This window comes from Paracoccus kondratievae, from assembly GCF_009301415.1.
Lineage (GTDB): Bacteria > Pseudomonadota > Alphaproteobacteria > Rhodobacterales > Rhodobacteraceae > Paracoccus > Paracoccus kondratievae.
Map to the genome: position 1 here is coordinate 770,990 of NZ_CP045073.1, position 16,212 is coordinate 787,201.

Annotated in this window: 13 protein-coding genes and 4 pseudogenes; 7 read left to right on the forward strand and 10 right to left on the reverse strand. The window is 60.8% G+C overall.

The annotated features are described in order from the left end of the window. Positions 1-24: 24 nt before the first annotated feature. A complete protein-coding gene (locus F8A10_RS21745) occupies positions 25-156 on the forward strand; it encodes a hypothetical protein (protein ID WP_264675556.1) in 132 nt (43 codons plus the stop codon). 223 nt (positions 157-379) lie between these two features. On the opposite strand, the pseudogene F8A10_RS15100 reads toward F8A10_RS21745, so the two are convergent. Next, positions 380-529: pseudogene (locus tag F8A10_RS15100) on the reverse strand (integrase core domain-containing protein); the annotation flags it as partial. A gap of 232 nt (positions 530-761) precedes the next feature. On the opposite strand from F8A10_RS15100, the gene F8A10_RS15105 reads away from it, so the two are divergent. Together F8A10_RS15105 and F8A10_RS21155 are read left to right on the forward strand one after the other, a co-directional pair. Beyond that, complete coding sequence (locus F8A10_RS15105; RefSeq protein ID WP_227493443.1) at positions 762-1,748, forward strand: tyrosine-type recombinase/integrase; 987 nt, start codon at positions 762-764, stop codon at positions 1,746-1,748. Positions 1,749-1,829: 81 nt separating this feature from the next. Next, positions 1,830-2,162 carry a hypothetical protein gene (locus F8A10_RS21155; protein ID WP_193668339.1) on the forward strand — a complete coding sequence of 111 codons (333 nt, stop codon included), beginning with the start codon at positions 1,830-1,832 and terminating at the stop codon, positions 2,160-2,162. Between the two features lie 35 nt (positions 2,163-2,197). Here F8A10_RS21155 and F8A10_RS15110 read toward each other — a convergent pair. The 7 genes and pseudogenes from F8A10_RS15110 to F8A10_RS15140 all read right to left on the reverse strand — a co-directional run. Further along, a pseudogene (locus F8A10_RS15110) lies at positions 2,198-2,380 on the reverse strand (IS110 family transposase); the annotation flags it as partial. A gap of 143 nt (positions 2,381-2,523) precedes the next feature. Beyond that, a complete protein-coding gene (locus F8A10_RS15115) occupies positions 2,524-3,552 on the reverse strand; it encodes a methionine synthase (protein ID WP_152367763.1) in 1,029 nt (342 codons plus the stop codon). Positions 3,553-3,579: 27 nt separating this feature from the next. Next, positions 3,580-4,566, reverse strand: coding sequence for a DUF1852 domain-containing protein (locus F8A10_RS15120; RefSeq protein ID WP_152367764.1), 987 nt, complete (start codon positions 4,564-4,566; stop codon positions 3,580-3,582). Between the two features lie 427 nt (positions 4,567-4,993). Then, on the reverse strand, positions 4,994-5,824 hold the full coding sequence (locus F8A10_RS15125; RefSeq protein WP_152367765.1) for an isocitrate lyase/phosphoenolpyruvate mutase family protein: 831 nt from the start codon (positions 5,822-5,824) through the stop codon (positions 4,994-4,996). A 26-nt stretch (positions 5,825-5,850) separates the two neighbouring features. Beyond that, entirely contained in the window at positions 5,851-6,999 is a 1,149-nt protein-coding gene (prpC, locus tag F8A10_RS15130) for a bifunctional 2-methylcitrate synthase/citrate synthase (protein WP_152367766.1), read from the reverse strand. A 39-nt stretch (positions 7,000-7,038) separates the two neighbouring features. Next, on the reverse strand, positions 7,039-8,547 hold the full coding sequence (locus F8A10_RS15135; RefSeq protein ID WP_152367767.1) for an MmgE/PrpD family protein: 1,509 nt from the start codon (positions 8,545-8,547) through the stop codon (positions 7,039-7,041). Next, positions 8,544-8,942, reverse strand: coding sequence for an acyl-CoA thioesterase (locus F8A10_RS15140; protein ID WP_152367768.1), 399 nt, complete (start codon positions 8,940-8,942; stop codon positions 8,544-8,546). Before F8A10_RS15140 ends, F8A10_RS15135 begins: the two co-directional genes overlap by 4 nt. A 119-nt stretch (positions 8,943-9,061) precedes the next feature. Between F8A10_RS15140 and F8A10_RS15145 the strand changes: the two genes are divergently transcribed. Beyond that, positions 9,062-10,360, forward strand: a complete 1,299-nt coding sequence (locus tag F8A10_RS15145) for a short-chain fatty acyl-CoA regulator family protein (protein ID WP_152367769.1) — start codon at positions 9,062-9,064, stop codon at positions 10,358-10,360. Here F8A10_RS15145 and F8A10_RS15150 read toward each other — a convergent pair. Next, entirely contained in the window at positions 10,342-11,235 is an 894-nt protein-coding gene (locus F8A10_RS15150; protein WP_152367770.1) for a LysR family transcriptional regulator, read from the reverse strand. The two genes, F8A10_RS15145 and F8A10_RS15150, sit on opposite strands and share 19 nt — an antisense overlap. Positions 11,236-11,589: 354 nt before the next feature. Between F8A10_RS15150 and F8A10_RS15155 the strand changes: the two genes are divergently transcribed. Both F8A10_RS15155 and F8A10_RS15160 read left to right on the forward strand, forming a co-directional pair. Beyond that, positions 11,590-12,291, forward strand: coding sequence for a methylenetetrahydrofolate reductase (locus tag F8A10_RS15155; protein WP_152367771.1), 702 nt, complete (start codon positions 11,590-11,592; stop codon positions 12,289-12,291). A gap of 434 nt (positions 12,292-12,725) precedes the next feature. Further along, positions 12,726-13,429: pseudogene (locus tag F8A10_RS15160) on the forward strand (IS6 family transposase). An 84-nt stretch (positions 13,430-13,513) separates the two neighbouring features. Here F8A10_RS15160 and F8A10_RS21490 read toward each other — a convergent pair. Then, positions 13,514-13,639: pseudogene (locus F8A10_RS21490) on the reverse strand (IS3 family transposase); the annotation flags it as partial. A gap of 450 nt (positions 13,640-14,089) precedes the next feature. On the opposite strand from F8A10_RS21490, the gene F8A10_RS15165 reads away from it, so the two are divergent. After that, on the forward strand, positions 14,090-16,186 hold the full coding sequence (locus F8A10_RS15165) for a TonB-dependent siderophore receptor (protein ID WP_152367772.1): 2,097 nt from the start codon (positions 14,090-14,092) through the stop codon (positions 16,184-16,186). Positions 16,187-16,212 lie beyond the last annotated feature (26 nt).

Consider the following 16,212-nt stretch of genomic DNA (forward strand, 5'->3'; position numbering starts at 1 on the left):
ATTGACGAAGGGAAAGAGACGGTAATGCACGCTTTGGTGAAGAACAACTTGTCGGTTGAAACGAAATCCGGCCCGCCGGTCAAAGGCACGGCCTGCGTGCGCTTTGACGCGGTCCAGTTTGGCCCGGCCGAGCGCGAATTTTTCACCAGCCATTAGGACCGCCATGGTTTCGATCCTCGCCAACCGGACATATCGTAATCTCTTCGCCGCGAAGGTCCTTTGCGGCGGACCTTGCAGCTGCTGCAGCAAGCGTCCCATTCTATTTGATTGGCTGGTCCTATAATTGCAGTTCTCGAACAGGTGACTATCTGACCGTTCGTGTGGCCTGTCCTGAAAATATGCCAGCCGAGCTGATTCAAGAGCTATTTCACACTGCGTTCTCTTCGTTGAGGCATTCGTCGCGCAGGCTGCTATTGAATGACCGAATGTAGTCATTTTTCCGGGGCTTGCCCGGATCGATATAATGCCATTCGACGCCGTTCTCTTTGGCCCACTTCAGGATCGCCTTGCCGGTGAACTCGGTGCCCCTCCTCGGGAAAACGATCCCCCGGATCGTTTTCTGATCCTCGTCGATCACTGACGACACAGGCCGGCTGTCGTCGAGGAAGTTCAGCGGATGGCGTATCATGTCCTCAAGGCCTGGTCCGGATTCGATAGTACGAACGTGCTCCGCAGGGAGGAGCTTGAAGCCTCTTTCCGCAAGGACCTCGAAGGGGTCGCGCCGTGTCAACATCGGGCTGCATGGTGCGATGACACCGGAAATGGCCCGCACCGAGGCGATGAAGTATTTCTCGGATGTTCGTCTCGGCGCTGATCCCGCCGGCGAGCGTGATCGCAGAAAGGCGTCCCCGACCATGAAGGAGTTCGGCAAGCGCTTCCTCGCCGATCACGTCGCGCTGCATTGCAAAGCCTCGACCTATGGCGAGTACGAGCGGTCCATCAACCTGTTCATCAATCCGAAATTCGGCAGCCACCGCATCATCGACATCACCCGGGCCGACGTCGTCGGGCTGCACCAGTCCATGAAGCATATCCCCTATCAGGCGAACCGGACCCTCGGCGTCCTCTCGGTGATGTTCACCGTGGCCCATACCTGGGGCGCGTGCACCGACGGAGTGAACCCCTGCTGGAAGGTGAAGCGATACCGGGAGGAAAAGCGCGAGCGTTATCTCACCCCGGACGAGTTGGCACGCCTCGGCAAGGTTCTGAACGACGCGAAGGACGAACCCGAGGCCGCATCCTACATCCGGCTGTTGCTGCTGACCGGCTGTCGCCTCAGCGAGATCCAGACCCTGAAATGGCGCTACGTCGATTACCGCAATAGCCTTCTCCGCCTGCCGGATTCCAAGACCGGCGCCAAGCTGGTCCCGATCGGCAAGGCAGCGATCGAGGTGCTGAAAGCCATCCCGAAGATTGATGGGAACCCCTTTGTCATCACCGGTCGCAAAGAGGGTCAGCATCTCACCGACATGCAGAAGCCGTGGCGACGGTTGCGCAAGCGCGCCGGGCTGGATGATCTCCGCATCCATGATCTGCGCCATTCCTTCGCCTCGGATGCCCTGCAGCTCGGGCAGGACCTGACGATGATCGGGCGGCTCCTCGGACACACGCAGGTGCAGACCACCGCCCGCTATGCCCACCTGAAGACCGATCCGGTCCGCTCGGCGGCGGACGCAGTCTCTCGTGCCGTGGCGCAGGCATTGGCTCGTCCCATCACCGAGGACGGTGATGAAGGTGCCGCAGCATGATCTCAGAGGAATCGCATTTGAAGAAAAGGGGTTTCCTTTTGGGTCGATCTGGATTCTGCCATGTGCTCCGGAGGAGGACACATGGCCCCGGCAGATGCGCCTGGAGAGATCCCTGACCTTCGACGGGGGAATCCGCGGCAGCACGAATTTCTAGATATCCTTGCGATTGCGCTCGTCGCGTCGATCTGCGGGGCGGAGAACTGCGTGGACTTCGGACGGACGTTCTCGGCCTTACTCGACGATCCCGGCGCCGGTGGCGCGGGGGTGCTGGCGATCGACAGCAAAACGCTGCGCCGCTCTTTTGGGCCGGTGAAGATCTTCGTGGCGATGCGGCCAGTGGACTTTCGCAATGTGCGTGTTCCAGCTGATGGTGGGCAGCCATTCCAGGGGATGATGGGCGGCCGTTCTACGTGATCTTGGGCGGTCCGGCGTGACTGACAGTCAGAAGCTAAGGTGACCTGAGCGTCTTTCGGGTCGTTCTTGTCCCAACTGTTGTGCAAGGTCTCGCGCGTCCGAGCGAGACCGACAGAGGGAACGAGCTTCAGTTCGAATCCGGCCTGTCCGAGATGATGCGCCAAGGGTCTGTGATAGTTGTCGGTCGCCTCGAACCCGATCCGAACAGGTATGTCATAACCGACCAGCGCCGCGGACAAGCGATGGAGAATGCCTAGGCATCCGACGATGATGGTAGGCCACAAACGAGCATGAAAACCCTGCGGCAGGGTTACAGCGTTTGCCTCTAAAAACAAAACGCGACAAGATAAGGTCTGGAATGTCAGGCAGAGATCTCTGTTCTGACGATTGCGGCACCAGCTCCTAGCGCCGCCAGCTTTCCTCTTGCCACACGCCGCGGCAACGGTGCCATGCCGCAGTTGGTGCAAGGGTAAAGCTTGTCGGCATCGACAAACCGAAGAGCCTTGCGCAGCGTATCTGCCACCTCTTCCGGGGTCTCGACGGCTTCGCTGGCCACATCAATGGCCCCGACCATCACCTTCTTGCCGCGCAGAAGTTCGATCAGGTCCATCGGCACATGGGAGTTCTGGCACTCGAGCGAGATCATGCCAATACTGGATTTCTGCAGCTTGGGGAAAGATTCCTCATACTGGCGCCATTCCGACCCCAGTGTCTTTTTCCAGTCGGTATTGGCCTTGATGCCGTAGCCATAGCAGATATGGACGGCCGTTTCGCATTTCAGGCCCTCGATAGCACGCTCCAGCGTAGCCACGCCCCAGTCATTCACCTCATCGAAGAAGACGTTGAAGGCAGGCTCGTCGAACTGGATGATATCGACACCCGCGGCCTCCAGCTCGCGGGCCTCCCGATTAAGTATCGTGGCGAACTCCCAAGCGAGTTTCTCGCGGCTTTTGTAATGGGCGTCATAGAGCGTGTCGATCATGGTCATGGGGCCGGGCAGCGCCCATTTGATCGGCTGCCGGGTCTGCTGGCGCAGGAACCGCGCGTCTTCGACGAAGACCGGCTTGCGGCGCGCCACAGCACCAACGACCGTGGGCACGCTGGCATCATAGCGGTCACGGATCCGAACCGTCTCGCGTTTCTCGAAATCGACACCGTCGAGATGCTCGATGAAGGTGGTAACGAAATGTTGCCGTGTCTGTTCGCCATCGCTGACGATATCGATCCCGGCCTGCTGCTGGTCCATCAAGGCCAGCCGCAGCGCATCCTGCTTGCCTTCGATCAGCGCCTCTCCCTGAAGTTTCCAGGGCGACCAGAGTTTTTCAGGCTCGGCAAGCCAGGAGGGCTTGGGCAGACTGCCGGCAGTCGAGGTGGGGAGCAACTTGTTCATCGTCGGTGACCTTGTATTTCGGTGTCGTCAGAGCGAGGTGCTGGCGGACCAGTGTTCAAGGATAGCATGATACGGCTTGATGAAATGCTCCTGTGTAAACCTGCGCTGTTCGACGGCCAGCCGACTGCGTTCCTCCCGATCATAGACGATTCGGGACCGCGAGAAGTCCTGATGCTTCAGGCTGGGCTGGTAGATCTGACCGGCTGAGGAGTTAGCGTTGTAGATCTCGGGGCGGTAGATTTTCTGGAATGTTTCCATGGTGCTGATAGTGCTGATCAACTCGAGATTGCTGTAGTCGTTCAGCAGATCGCCGCCAAAGTAAAAGGCCAGCGGGGCAACGCTGCCCGGAGGCATGAAGAAGCGCACCTGCAACCCCATCTTTTCGAAATAGTGGTCGGTCGTGGAAAGCGCGTCCTGTTTATATTCGACACCCAGAATCGGATGATGGTTGTCGGTGCGGCGATATCTCCGGCTGCTCGATACGCTGAGACAGATCACCGGCGCCTTGCTGAAATTGGCCGTATAGGCAGCCGAGTTCACGAAATACCGGAAGAGCTTTCCATGCAGATCACCAAAGCCGTCCGGCGCGCTGAATTGTGTCCGGTCCCGGTTGTATTCGGGCAGCAGAATGCTGAAATCATAATCGCGTACATAGGATGAGAAATTGTTTCCGACGATTCCTTCGATCCGCGCGCCGGTCTTCCGATCAAGGATGATCGTTTTCAGGATCTCGATCAGCGGAAATGCGTCACTCGTGCCTTCAGCGCCAAGGCTCATTGCAACGGAAATGATCTCCAGCCCGACAGAGTAACGATCCGCTGTAGGGTTGTCCCAATGCGCCAGAGCGTTGAAGCGATTGTCGATCATCGTCAACGCGTTGCGCAGGTTCTCGCGACAGCTTTCTCCCCGCGCCAGATTAGCAAAATTCGTCGTGATCCGCGTACTGTCCGAAGGGCAATAATCTTCGTCGAACGGGGTTGTCGTTATTGAGAATGCAAACTGTCTGTCAGTCATGATCTGGCATCCTAGTGACCGGGACCAACCTGATTGCAATGCTCAGGGCGCCCCGTGTTCTTCTCCGGCTCACTCGGCCAACGGCCATCAAACCGACTGCCTTCATAAGCAACCCGGCCTCTATACCCGAGCCGTTGGTTGAGAGAAAATGATCTTATCTCATCGACACATGAACTGGGATCATGTGTGCCTCCGGAAAGATAGAACCATGACCTTGCGGGGCCCGACTGAATCGAATCGTTCAGGCAGTTCCAGCACCACATTGATGAAATTCCGGCAACGCTTAGGCTCCGGCGCATCTTCGCGCTGCCCGGTCCGTTGTGATCGGCACGATGGCCTACAGGCTTCAGGGATGGGGCCGGAACGGCGGCACCCGCCCAGGCGAAACCGCCGCCCGGAGGTTCAGGACGGGACGGCGGTGATCGGATCAGGGTGCGACGGAAAGGGCGATGTTTGCGTCCAGCGCCTCGAAGGCATTGAGGCCGATGGTGTCGTAAAGTTCGGACCTAGTCTGCATCTCGGGGATCATCGCGGTGGTTGCACCATCGCGGGCCAGCGTCGCGTAAAGTTTCGCCTGCGCCTTGTTGGCCACCCGCAGCGACGAGACCGGCCAGATCACCATGTCATAGCCGAGATCCTGGAACTCTTGCGCCGTCAGCGCCGGAGTGCGGCCGAACTCGGTCATATTGGCAAGCAGCTTGACGCCGGGCAGCGCCGCGCGGACCTCTTTGAACATCTCGACGGATGTGAGCGCCTCGGGGAAGATGGCATCCGCTCCGGCCTCGACGTAGAGTTTTGCGCGCGCGACGGTGCCTTCGATACCCTCGCTGGCGGCCGCATCGGTGCGGGCGATGATCACCAGATCGCGCCGGGCGCGGGCTGCGGCGGCGACTTTGGCCGCCATGTCCTGCGCGCCGGCGAGTTTCTTGTCGTTCAGATGGCCGCATTTCTTGGGCAACAACTGATCTTCCAGATGCACGGCCCCTGCGCCGGCCTCCTCGAACACCCGCACCATATGCATGACGTTCAGCGCCTCGCCATAGCCGGTGTCGCCATCGACCAGCAGCGGCAGGCCCATGCTGGCAGTCATGGCAGCACCCGACAGATAGAGCGCGTCGAAGCCAGCGGCTTTGGCCTGAAGCGCGGCTTGGCCGTTATGCGCGCCGGGCAGGCGCAGAATGCCGGGGCGCGACAGGGCCGCGCGGAAGCTCTGGCCCGCCGGCGCAAGCGGCAGATCGTCTGCGATCAGATAGGGCATGGTTCAGGCCTCCTGCCGGGGTGCGGTCAGAAGCCCGCGTTTTTCGATGGGGTGAAGGCGCGGTTGTCCGGCCCGATATAGTTCGCCGAGGGGCGGATGATCTTGTTGTCCTGCCGCTGCTCGATCACATGCGCACCCCAGCCGGACGTACGCGAGATCACGAAGATCGGCGTGAACATCGAGGTCGGCACGCCAAGCAGGTGATAAGAGACAGCGGAATACCAATCCAGATTGGGGAACATCCGCTTTTCGTCCATCATCACCTTTTCGATCCGCTCGGCGATGTCGAACATTTTCGGGCTGCCAGCGTCGTCTGACAGCCGCTTCGCCACACGTTTGATCACTACATTGCGCGGATCGGCGATGGTATAGGCCGGACGGCCAAAACCAATAATGACCTCCTTGCGCTCTATCCGCGCGCGGATATCAGCCTCGGCCTCATCGGGATTGTCATAGCGTTTCTGGATCTCGAACGCGACCTCGTTGGCCCCGCCATGTTTCGGCCCACGTAGCGCGCCGATGGCGCCAGCGATGGCGGAATAGACATCCGATCCCGTTCCCGCGATGGTGCGCGCAGCAAATGTCGAGGCATTGAACTCGTGTTCTGCATAGAGATTCAGCATGGTCTGCATCGCCCGCACTTCCGCCTCCTTGGGTGCGCCCCCATGCAAAAGGTGCAGGAAATGCGCGGCGATGGTGTCATCATCGGTTTCCACCTCGATGCGACGGCCGTTCTGGGCAAAGTGGTGCCAATAGAGCAGCATCGAGCCTTGAGCCGCCATCAGACGGTCGATGATGTCGCGCGCTCCGGGGATATTGTGGTCATGCGCCTCGGGCAGCACGCAGCCAAGCGCCGAAACGCCCGAGCGCAGCACATCCATCGGATGCGCGGCGGCAGGGATTGCCTCCAATGTCTCGCGCACGCCTTTCGGAAGGCCTCGCAGGGCCTTCAGTTTCGCTTTGTAGGCCCGCAGTTCGGGCGCGCCCGGCAGGGTGCCGTGCACCAAAAGATGTGCGATCTCTTCGAAGGTGCAGGCCTCGGCCAGATCAAGGATGTCATAGCCGCGATAGTGCAGATCATTGCCTGACTGGCCCACCGAACACAGGACGGTATTCCCGGCGACCACACCGGAAAGGGCTACAGATTTCTTGGGTCTTACGACAGTACCGCTCATCTCTCCCTCCTCATTTCAGTACCGCTCATCTCTCCCTCCTCATTTCCAGTCGAAGATGCCGTTTGGGCGCGGGACCCCAAGACGATCCGCGCCGACGGTAAAGTTCAGCGCCGCCAGTTCGCCGGCCTTCAGGCTTTCCAGCGCTTCGGCTGCCTGCAAGAAACGGGTCTGCTCGGCGCTGGCGATGATGCCGTCCGAAAGGGTCAGGAACTTGTTGACGTAATTCTCGCGCACAAAGGGGCGGGCGCCATCGGGATAGGCATTGGCCAGCGCCAGCGCATCGGTTATCACGCGGCCATCCTTCAGCTTGACCTCGACGCGGCCACCGAAAGCCTTCACCTTCGGATCCTGCGAATGGTAGCGGCGGGTCCATTCCGGGTCTTCGGTTGTCGAAATCTTGTGCCACAACGCCACCGTCTCGGGCCGGTTGGCGCGTTCGGGTGCGTAGGATTTTTCGTGGTGCCAGCCGCCATCCTCCAGCGCGACCGCGAAGATATACATGATCGAATGGTCCAGCGTCTCACGCGAGGCTTTGGGGTCCATCTTTTGCGGGTCATTGGCGCCGGTGCCGATCACGTAATGGGTGTGATGGCTGGTATGGATGACGATGCTATCGATCTGGGACAGATCACCGATTTTCGGCCCCATGCAGCGGGCCAGGTCGATAAGGGCCTGCGACTGATATTCCGCCGAATGCTCCTTGGTATAAGTATCAAGGATGGCGCGCTTGGCCTCGCCCCTGCCGGGCAGTGGCATCTGATAGCGGGCATTGGGCCCGGACAGAAGATAGGCAATGAACCCGTCTTCACCTTCCCATGCCGGGCTGGGCGCACCTTCGCCACGCATCACGCGGTCAATGGCCTCAATGGCCATCTTGCCAGCAAAGCTGGGGGCAAAGGCTTTCCAGGACGAGATCTCGCCCTTGCGTGACTGGCGGGCGGTGGTGGTAACATGCAGCGCCTGCTGCACAGCCTGATAAATGGTCTCGGTGGGCAGGTTCAGCAGCGTCCCGATCCCGGCGGCGGCTGACGGCCCAAGATGGGCGATATGGTCGATCTTGTGCTCGTGCAGGCAAATGCCGCGCACGAGGTTCACCTGAATCTCATAGCCGGTCGCGATGCCCCGGATCAGGTCCGCGCCCGATTTTCCGGTATGCTGCGCGACCGCCAGAATCGGCGGGATGTTATCGCCGGGGTGCGAATAATCGGCAGCAAGGAAGGTGTCGTGAAAGTCCAGCTCGCGCACTGCCGTGCCATTGGCCCAGACCGCCCATTCCGGGCTGACGCGATCATTCGCAAGGCCAAAGATTGTCGCACCCGGTTTCATCGGGTGACACAAAGCCTGTGCGCGGGCCGAAGCCACAGGCCCCCGCGCGACCGAGGCCGCAGCCACAGCGGCATTGTCAATGATCCGGTTGATGATCATCTCACTTACTGCCGGTTCCACCGCCACGGGATCGGCCGCAACTTCGGCGATTTTCCATGCCAGCTGGTCTTCGCGTGGCAGATGTTCAGCGGATTTATAGGTCCGCAGGTCGTGCGTGATCATTCGGTCTGTCCTTCGTTAAAGCAGTTGCGGGCGATCGGCTGAGGACGTCCGTCCCCATCCACTGCCACCATTTCGAATTTTCCCGTCAGCGCAGCGCGCCTGGCACTTCCCGAGACCGGCAAGGCATTGCCGACCACCGCGACCGTCATCGAGCCGCGACCGGTGCGGGTCACTTCGGCGCTGAGTTCCAGCATCTCGCCAAGCCGGATCTGTGTGGCGAAGTTGACGCTTTCGGACCGTGCCATGACGACCGGGCAACCGGCATGACGGGTCGCCGCAACAAAGGCCGCCTTCGCCATCAGGGGCAGTGCATTGCCGCCAAACAGCGTCCCGTAATGGTTCGCCTGATCGGGAAAGATCATCTCGATTATTCGGGTTTCGGAATGGGCGGGCATCGACGGTGGCTTTCGCAGGATTGTCCACGCCACTTTTTCACAACCACGAACAGATGATAAACTACTGAAAATGCAATGGTTTGCGAATGATTGGCTTGTAAATTGCGAAGGTTGCAAAGATGAGCAAGGCCTATCTCGGCGTCCGATTGCGCCGCCTGCGCGAAGAACGCGCCATCACCCAGGCCGCATTGGCCCGCGCGCTGGAGATCAGCCCCAGCTATCTGAACCAGATCGAACAGAACAACCGCCCCATTACCATGCCGGTACTGCTAAAGCTGAACGCTGTCTTCGGGCTTGATGTGCAGCTGTTCTCCGAGGCGGATGAGGCCCGGCTGATCACCGAGCTACGCAGCGCCTTTGCCGAACAGGGCGCGGGCATCGCCATGGCGGAAATTCGAGAGCTTGCCTCGGCCATGCCCGATGTCGCCCGCACGATCATCGCCATGCAGCGCCGTCTGCGCGAAACAGCGGACCGGGCCGACCTCTTCGCCGGCCATATCACCGGGGGCCCCGGCCAATCTCCCGCAGCCTTCGAGGCCGTTCACGAATGGTTCTATGAGCGCCGCAACCATGTTGCCGAGCTCGACATGGCGGCCGAGGCCATCGGCGATACCCTGCCCCCGGGACGGATGGCACCGGGGCTGATCGACCGCCTTGCCGAACACCTCGATCCGGGGCAGATGGCGTTCCAGATCGCCACGCAACTGGCTTTTCTTGAGCAGGGCGAGACCATCACCCGGCTGTCGGAGGATCCGGCGCTGTCTGCGGATGCCCGCACGCTGTTGCGGATCGGGCTTGCCAACTACTTTGCCGGGGCGCTGATCCTACCCCATCGTACATTCCTCGCTACGGCCAAGCGCGCGCGATACGATATCACCCTGATCGCCCGACGTTTCGGTGTCGGATTTGAGACCACCTGCCATCGTCTTTCGACGCTGCAACGTCCCGAGGCACGCGGCGTGCCGTTCTTTTTCATCCGGGTGGACCGGGCCGGAAACATATCGAAACGGCAATCAGCGACAGATTTCCACTTCATCCGTATCGGCGGATCCTGCCCGTTGTGGAACATCTATGAGGCCTTCGCGCGGCCGGGCGAGATCATCCGGCAGGTGGCTCAGATGCCGGACGGGCGCAGCTATCTGTGGATCGCGCGTCAGGTGCAAAGCGGTCAGGGCGGCTTCGGCGCGCCGGTCAAGACCTTTGCGGTCGCCCTTGGATGCGACCTGTACCATGCCGAGCGTCTGGTCTATGCTCGTGGTCTCGACCTTCGCAACCCTGAAACGGCAACGAAGATCGGCCCCGGCTGCAAGATCTGCGAGCGCACATCCTGTCCGCAACGCGCCTTTCCGATGGTCGGACGACCTTTGGCCGCGCGTCTCGAAGAGGCCCGCTTCGCGCCCTATTCCGGCACAGGCTGAGCGCCTGCCTGGCGCGCGAGTGCAAGAAACCCCGCGATGTAATCCGTTTTCTGCTCGCCTTTGCGCACGCCGATATGCAGCCCTTTCGAGATACCCTGCCCCAGCCTGACGGCACGGACCGGCAGCCCTGCACCTTCCTCGCGCAGGATCCAGTCCGGCACCGCACTGACACCACGTTCAGCTGCGACAAGTTGCAACATCATCTCGGTCGTCTCGACCGTGCGATGTCGTTTGGGAAGGCAGTGCCCTGGCACCAGGAATTGCGTAAAGATGTCAAGCCGTTCGGGTGACACCGGATAGGTGATCAGGGTTTCACGCGTAAGATCCTGCGGCCGCGCCACAGCACCGATGGCATGCGCCTCGGGTACCGCAAGCACCAGTTCGTAGTCGAAGACCCGCGTGTAGTGGATCCCCGGCAGATCAAGCGGATCAGGTGTGATCAGCAGGTCGATCTCATGCCCTAACAGGGCACCGATTCCGCCGAAACGGAAGGCCGTGCGCAGATCCAGATCCACATCCGGCCAAGCCTTCAGATAAGGTGCGATTACCCGCATCAGCCAGTGCTGGCAGGGATGGCATTCCATACCTGTCCTGAGCGCGCCGCGATGTCCTTGCGCGAATTCCACCAAGACCTGCTCGGCATGGTCGAACTGTGGCAGCACGCGATGCGCCAGCGCCAGCAGAAACTCGCCCGCCTGTGTGAAGCGCGGCCCCCGGCCCTGTTTTTCCCAGACCTTCACCCCGAAGCGGTCCTCGAACTTGCGCATCGTATGCGAGATGGCCGACTGGGTCAGGTTGAGCCGGTCGGCCGCAAGGGTAAGCGATCCCAGACGGTCAATCTCGCGCAGGATGGCCAGATGATGGCGGTCTATCATGCGTGGTCCCCATCAATTTCATCATAAAGTTTTCTGCCCACAATTAGCCATTCGGATGCGGGGCGAGAATATCTGCCTTGGGCCGGGATTTTATCTGGACCCCATCGCGAGACAGACATAGCACCGGGCTGACGGAACGAAGGCAAATGATGTCCAGCACTGACGAAATCGCTATCGGCACGGTACCGCGCAACCTGCTCGCTTCGGCCTCTTTTGAGGTGACCCCGAAAAGCTGGCGCAAATTCCGGGCATCTGATCCCGGAAAAGCCGCGATGATCCCTGTCGGGACAAGGGTGCTCACCGCGCAGATCGCGGACACCCCGACGGACGAGATTGATCGGCACGGCACGCGATTTGCGGGACCGTGGCCTGGTGCCGGTTCCCCATGTTCCGGCGCGACTGATCCGCGACAGGCCCCATCTGGACGATCTGCTCTCCGCCTACCGTGCCGAGGCAGATGTGTCCTCTGCGCTGGTCATTGCAGGCGGTGTGGCGGCGCCAGCCGGTGCATTCGCCTCTTCGATGGATCTCGTGGCGACGGGCCTTTTCAACAAACTCGGCTTTACGGGGATCGCCTTTGCCGGCCACCCCGAGGGCAGTCGCGATATCGATCCGGGCGGCGTCACGGCGCAAGCAGATGAGGCCCTGCGCTGGAAACAGGACTGGCGGAACCGCAGCGGCGTGGATGCGTCTCTGCTGACCCAGTTTCTGTTTTCCAGTACCCCGGTTCTCGACTGGGCAAGGCGGCTGCGCAGCGCAGGGGTCGATATGCCGATCACCACCGGTCTTGCGGGTCCGACGCGGCTTGCCGATCTGATCCGATACGGGATCAGTTGCGGTGTCGGTCCATCTCTGGTCATCCTGCAACGCAGGGCGCTTGATCTGAGGAAGCTTATGCGCCCGATCACTCCCGACGAGTTGATTGCAGAACTGGCGGCGGGCGTCGATCAAGCCGGAGCCCCATTGATCGCGGGCGTGCATATTTTCCCGTTTGGCGGTCTATCCGACTTTCTGGACTGGCGGACGAAAGCTACCCTGGCCGTGACAACGGAATAGCGGTCCGGAAAGCCTTCCCGCAGAACGTGACCGGCACAGGTCCTTGCTGCGCCAGTGACCATGCGTCATCCTGACCGGTTTCCCTTTTACCCGGAGCTTAACCCGGCACCTGAATCAGCCCTTAAAATTCTCTGCGGCGCGCAAAGTGTCAATGACCCGGGCCTTGAAATTCCCTCATCAAAAACATGAACCAGAACGCGAGATCAGCAGGTTTGCTGCAACGCCATTATCTTGACAGTGCTGTGCAGTAAGGAAAGCACAGACTGCATCCAGATCACATCGGAAACAGCAAAGACAGCATAGCTGTAGTTTCAGCCGTGCCTGCTTGCCGGGATTCGCTCGATGGGCTCAATCCCGATTTCCTCGCGCAGGTGTTGAAACGGCATTGTCAGTTTTGTCTGTGATCGGCCGATGGCCTATGTCTGGCCCATGATTTGTCGCCTGATTCTGCTCGGCTGAAAGGCTGTCGCTTTCCACGTAGCGTCATCGGCTATGCGGTCTGGCTGTACCACCGTTTCGCGCTCAGCCCGCGCGGTGCCGCGATATTCTGGCCGAGCGCGGGATCCGGGACAGCCACGAGACGATCCGCATCTGGTGTCTGCGATTTGGGCCCCAGTTCGCTGCCGCGATCCGGCGGGACCGCCCCGACCCGGCCGACAAATGGCACATGGACGAGATGGTCATCTCCATCGGCGGCCGGAAACACTGGCTTTGGCGCGCGGTTGACGCTAACGGCGGTACCCGCGAATTCCTGGTTCAGAGCCGCCGCAATGCGCGATCCGCCAGGCGCTTTCTGAAGAAACTGATGAAGCGGTGGGGCAATCCCCGGGTTCCCGTGACCGACAAGCCGCGCAGCTACGGTGTCGCAATCCGGGAGCTTTGTCCCGGGGTTGACCATCGGCGGCACAAGGGCCTGAACAACCGATGTGAAGCCTCCCATCGCCACACCCGCCGCAGGGAGAAGGTGATGGGCCGGTTCAGATCCGCCCGGCAGGCACAGAGGTTTCTGTCCGTCCATGACCAGACCGCCGCTCTCTTCCGCTCCAAACGCCATTGCCTTTCCGCCATTTCATACCGCCACGCCCGGGCTGACGCATTCGGCCTCTGGGCAGACATGACCGAAGCACTCGCCGCCTGAGACCGAAAACGCAGCCCGGACGCACCGATCAAAAATAACCTGACAAGGCCCCGGCAGGCCCTGTTCAGGCTTGCGCCACCTCTAATATGTCAGATCGGAAACGCCGATCTGGCGAACAGCGTCCGCCATCGCCATGCCATGGGCGCGCAAAACCTCAACCTGCCGAAGCTTCGTGACGATTTCCTCCGGCTTGTGTCGCTTGGTGCCCATCGTGGTCCTCCTTCATGGTCAAACCATATTTCATGGTGGACCCGTTCAATCGCGGTAGATCAGAAGCCGGCACCGGAGGCCATCGGCCCCGACAACCACCCGGATCGGTTCCATCGGCGGCACAGGCGATAGCCGAAAAGCCGGTCATGCATTAAGACTGAAACCGGACCCCCTCGTGGGGGCAGGCCAGGTCCAGTCCTCGGAAAAGCCAAAATCGAAATCGTCGCATGAAGCCGACATGGGAATGCGCAGTTCAACTTCAGCGCCAAATAGCGCAACAAGTCCACGCCGCCCCTGCCGACTGCGACAAAAAAAGCACTCTGTTACTCTCCTGCCACGCTGCCGGTCGCGTTTTTGCTGGGTGATGAGCTTAAACCGTATTAAAACCCTCAGGAAATGAAATCGAGGCCTGCCCCTTCGCCGCAGGCCCTTGCAAAAAAGGTCTTTCGCATGCACATCCATGTTCGCATGGCCCTGCTGACCGGCACCAGCCTTTTCGCACTGGCGCTGCCTGCCGCCGCTCAGGATGCGGCAGAAGCCGAGACCGTGGTGCTGGATGAGGTGGTGCTGACCGCGACCACCGGTACCAAGGCCGCCGCCGATGGCTATGTCGCGACCTACAGTCAGATCGCCACCAAGTCCGACATCCCGCTGGCCGAAACGCAGCAATCCATCGCCGTTGTGACCAACCAGCAGATCCGCGACCAAGGTGCCGAGAACCTGGGTCAGGCGCTTGGCTATACCGCCGGTGTGCTGGCCGAGCCCTTCGGCAAGGATCCGCGCTTCGACACGCCCTATGTCAGGGGCTTCAGGGCCGAGCATGGTCAATATGTGAACGGCTTGCGCCAAGGGCGCTATTTCGGCGCCATCAAGCAGGAGCTCTATGGCATGCAGCAGATCGAGGTGCTGCGCGGTCCGTCCTCTTCGCTCTATGGCGCCGGTTCGCCTCAGGGCGTCATCAACATGGTGCAGAAACGTGCCCAGGCCTATGACTTCGGCGAGGCGGGTCTGGGCTTTGACAGCAATGGCAGCCAGCAGCTGTTCTTTGACATGAACAGGGCGCCCAGCGATGTGCTGGCATGGCGATTGACCGGGATCGGGCGCGACGACAGCACCCAGATCGAGGATCTGACCAACAAGGGTGGCTATCTGGCCGGCGCGCTGCGCTGGACCCCGGATGACGCGACCACGATCGACTTTCTGTTGACCTATACCAACGACGCGCCGATGCCGCCGACCGGGGTGCCCTTTGCGCTGACCGGGACCGGCCACGACAAACGGCTGCGCGAGCTTTACACCGGCCAGAAGGATTGGGACGACAGCGACCGCAAGTCCTACAGCATCGGGGTCGAGTTCAGCCACGCTTTCGACAATGGCTGGACGCTGAGCCAGGGCTTCCGCTATGAGAAACTGGACTGGGATTACCGCACCACCTACGCCTCGGCGGTCAATGGCGCAACGACCTTCAGCCGTGGTTCCAGCGAACAGCTGGAAAGCAGCGAGACGATCAGCCTGGATACCCGCCTGAACGGGCAGGTCACCACCGGCGCGATGACGCATAACCTGCTGTTCGGCGCGGATGTGCGCAAGTACGACGCCCATGAAAGCAGCCAGTTCTTTACCGCCGCCGATCTGGACTGGCGCAATCCCGAATACAACATCGACGCCCGCACCCCCTATGCGCCGGCCAATGCCGGACCGTCCTTGCTGCGGCAGGCGGGCATCTATGCCCAGGACGAGATAGAAGCCGGCAACTGGCGCGGTTCGGTGGGTCTGCGCTACGATTGGGTCAAGCAGACCGGCGAGCGTTACGGCTCGGTTTCCGAATACAAGGAGAACAAGGTCACTGGCCGCGCCGGTCTGGCCTATGTCTTCGACAATGGCATGATGCCTTATGTCAGCTATTCGACCTCGTTCGATCCGCAAGCCGGGCTGGACATCGACAACAATGTGCTGCGTCCGACCAAAGGCAGGCAGTGGGAGGCGGGCGTCAAGTATCAGCCACAATCCTTCAAAGGGCTGATCAGCCTGGCCGTCTATGACCTGCGGCAAACCAACGTGAACCGCACCGTTGATCTGCCCGATGGCGAAGGCAGCGGCATCCGCCAGATCGGCGAAGTCCGGTCGCAGGGGATCGAGCTCGAGGCCACCGCAGAACTGGCCGAAGGCTGGAAAATCCGCGGCGGCTATGCCTACAACAAGACTGAGCAGAAGGCTCCGGCGGGCGATGTGCTGGACGGCAATGAACTGGCGGACGCGCCGCGCCATCTGGCCAGCCTGTGGCTGGACCGCGATTTCGGCAACGGCCTGCGCATCGGCGGCGGCGTGCGGTATCTGGGCTCGCGCTATCGCAATGCCGAGAACACCGACAAGCTGGACAGCGTCACCCTGGTCGATCTTGGCGGCAGCTATACCTATCGCGATGTCGAAGCCTCGATTAACGTCAGTAACCTGACCGATGAGGTCTATGTTGGTGCCTGCGGCTTTTCCTATTGCAGCTATGGCGAAGGCCGCACGGTTCAGGCCAAGCTGACCTACAAGTGGTAAGCTGGCCTGCCCCTGGCCTCGGCCGG

Coding starts and splice junctions, on each gene's coding strand:
- F8A10_RS21155 (WP_193668339.1), top strand. CDS start 1,830: ATGGCCCCGGCAGATGCGCCTGGAGAGATCCCTGACCTTCGACGGGGG.
- F8A10_RS15105 (WP_227493443.1), top strand. CDS start 762: ATGGCCCGCACCGAGGCGATGAAGTATTTCTCGGATGTTCGTCTCGGC.
- F8A10_RS15115 (WP_152367763.1), bottom strand. CDS start 3,552: ATGAACAAGTTGCTCCCCACCTCGACTGCCGGCAGTCTGCCCAAGCCC.
- F8A10_RS15135 (WP_152367767.1), bottom strand. CDS start 8,547: ATGATCACGCACGACCTGCGGACCTATAAATCCGCTGAACATCTGCCA.
- F8A10_RS15125 (WP_152367765.1), bottom strand. CDS start 5,824: ATGCCCTATCTGATCGCAGACGATCTGCCGCTTGCGCCGGCGGGCCAG.
- F8A10_RS15145 (WP_152367769.1), top strand. CDS start 9,062: ATGAGCAAGGCCTATCTCGGCGTCCGATTGCGCCGCCTGCGCGAAGAA.
- F8A10_RS15150 (WP_152367770.1), bottom strand. CDS start 11,235: ATGATAGACCGCCATCATCTGGCCATCCTGCGCGAGATTGACCGTCTG.
- F8A10_RS15165 (WP_152367772.1), top strand. CDS start 14,090: ATGCACATCCATGTTCGCATGGCCCTGCTGACCGGCACCAGCCTTTTC.
- F8A10_RS21745 (WP_264675556.1), top strand. CDS start 25: ATGCACGCTTTGGTGAAGAACAACTTGTCGGTTGAAACGAAATCCGGC.
- F8A10_RS15120 (WP_152367764.1), bottom strand. CDS start 4,566: ATGACTGACAGACAGTTTGCATTCTCAATAACGACAACCCCGTTCGAC.
- F8A10_RS15140 (WP_152367768.1), bottom strand. CDS start 8,942: ATGCCCGCCCATTCCGAAACCCGAATAATCGAGATGATCTTTCCCGAT.
- prpC (WP_152367766.1), bottom strand. CDS start 6,999: ATGAGCGGTACTGTCGTAAGACCCAAGAAATCTGTAGCCCTTTCCGGT.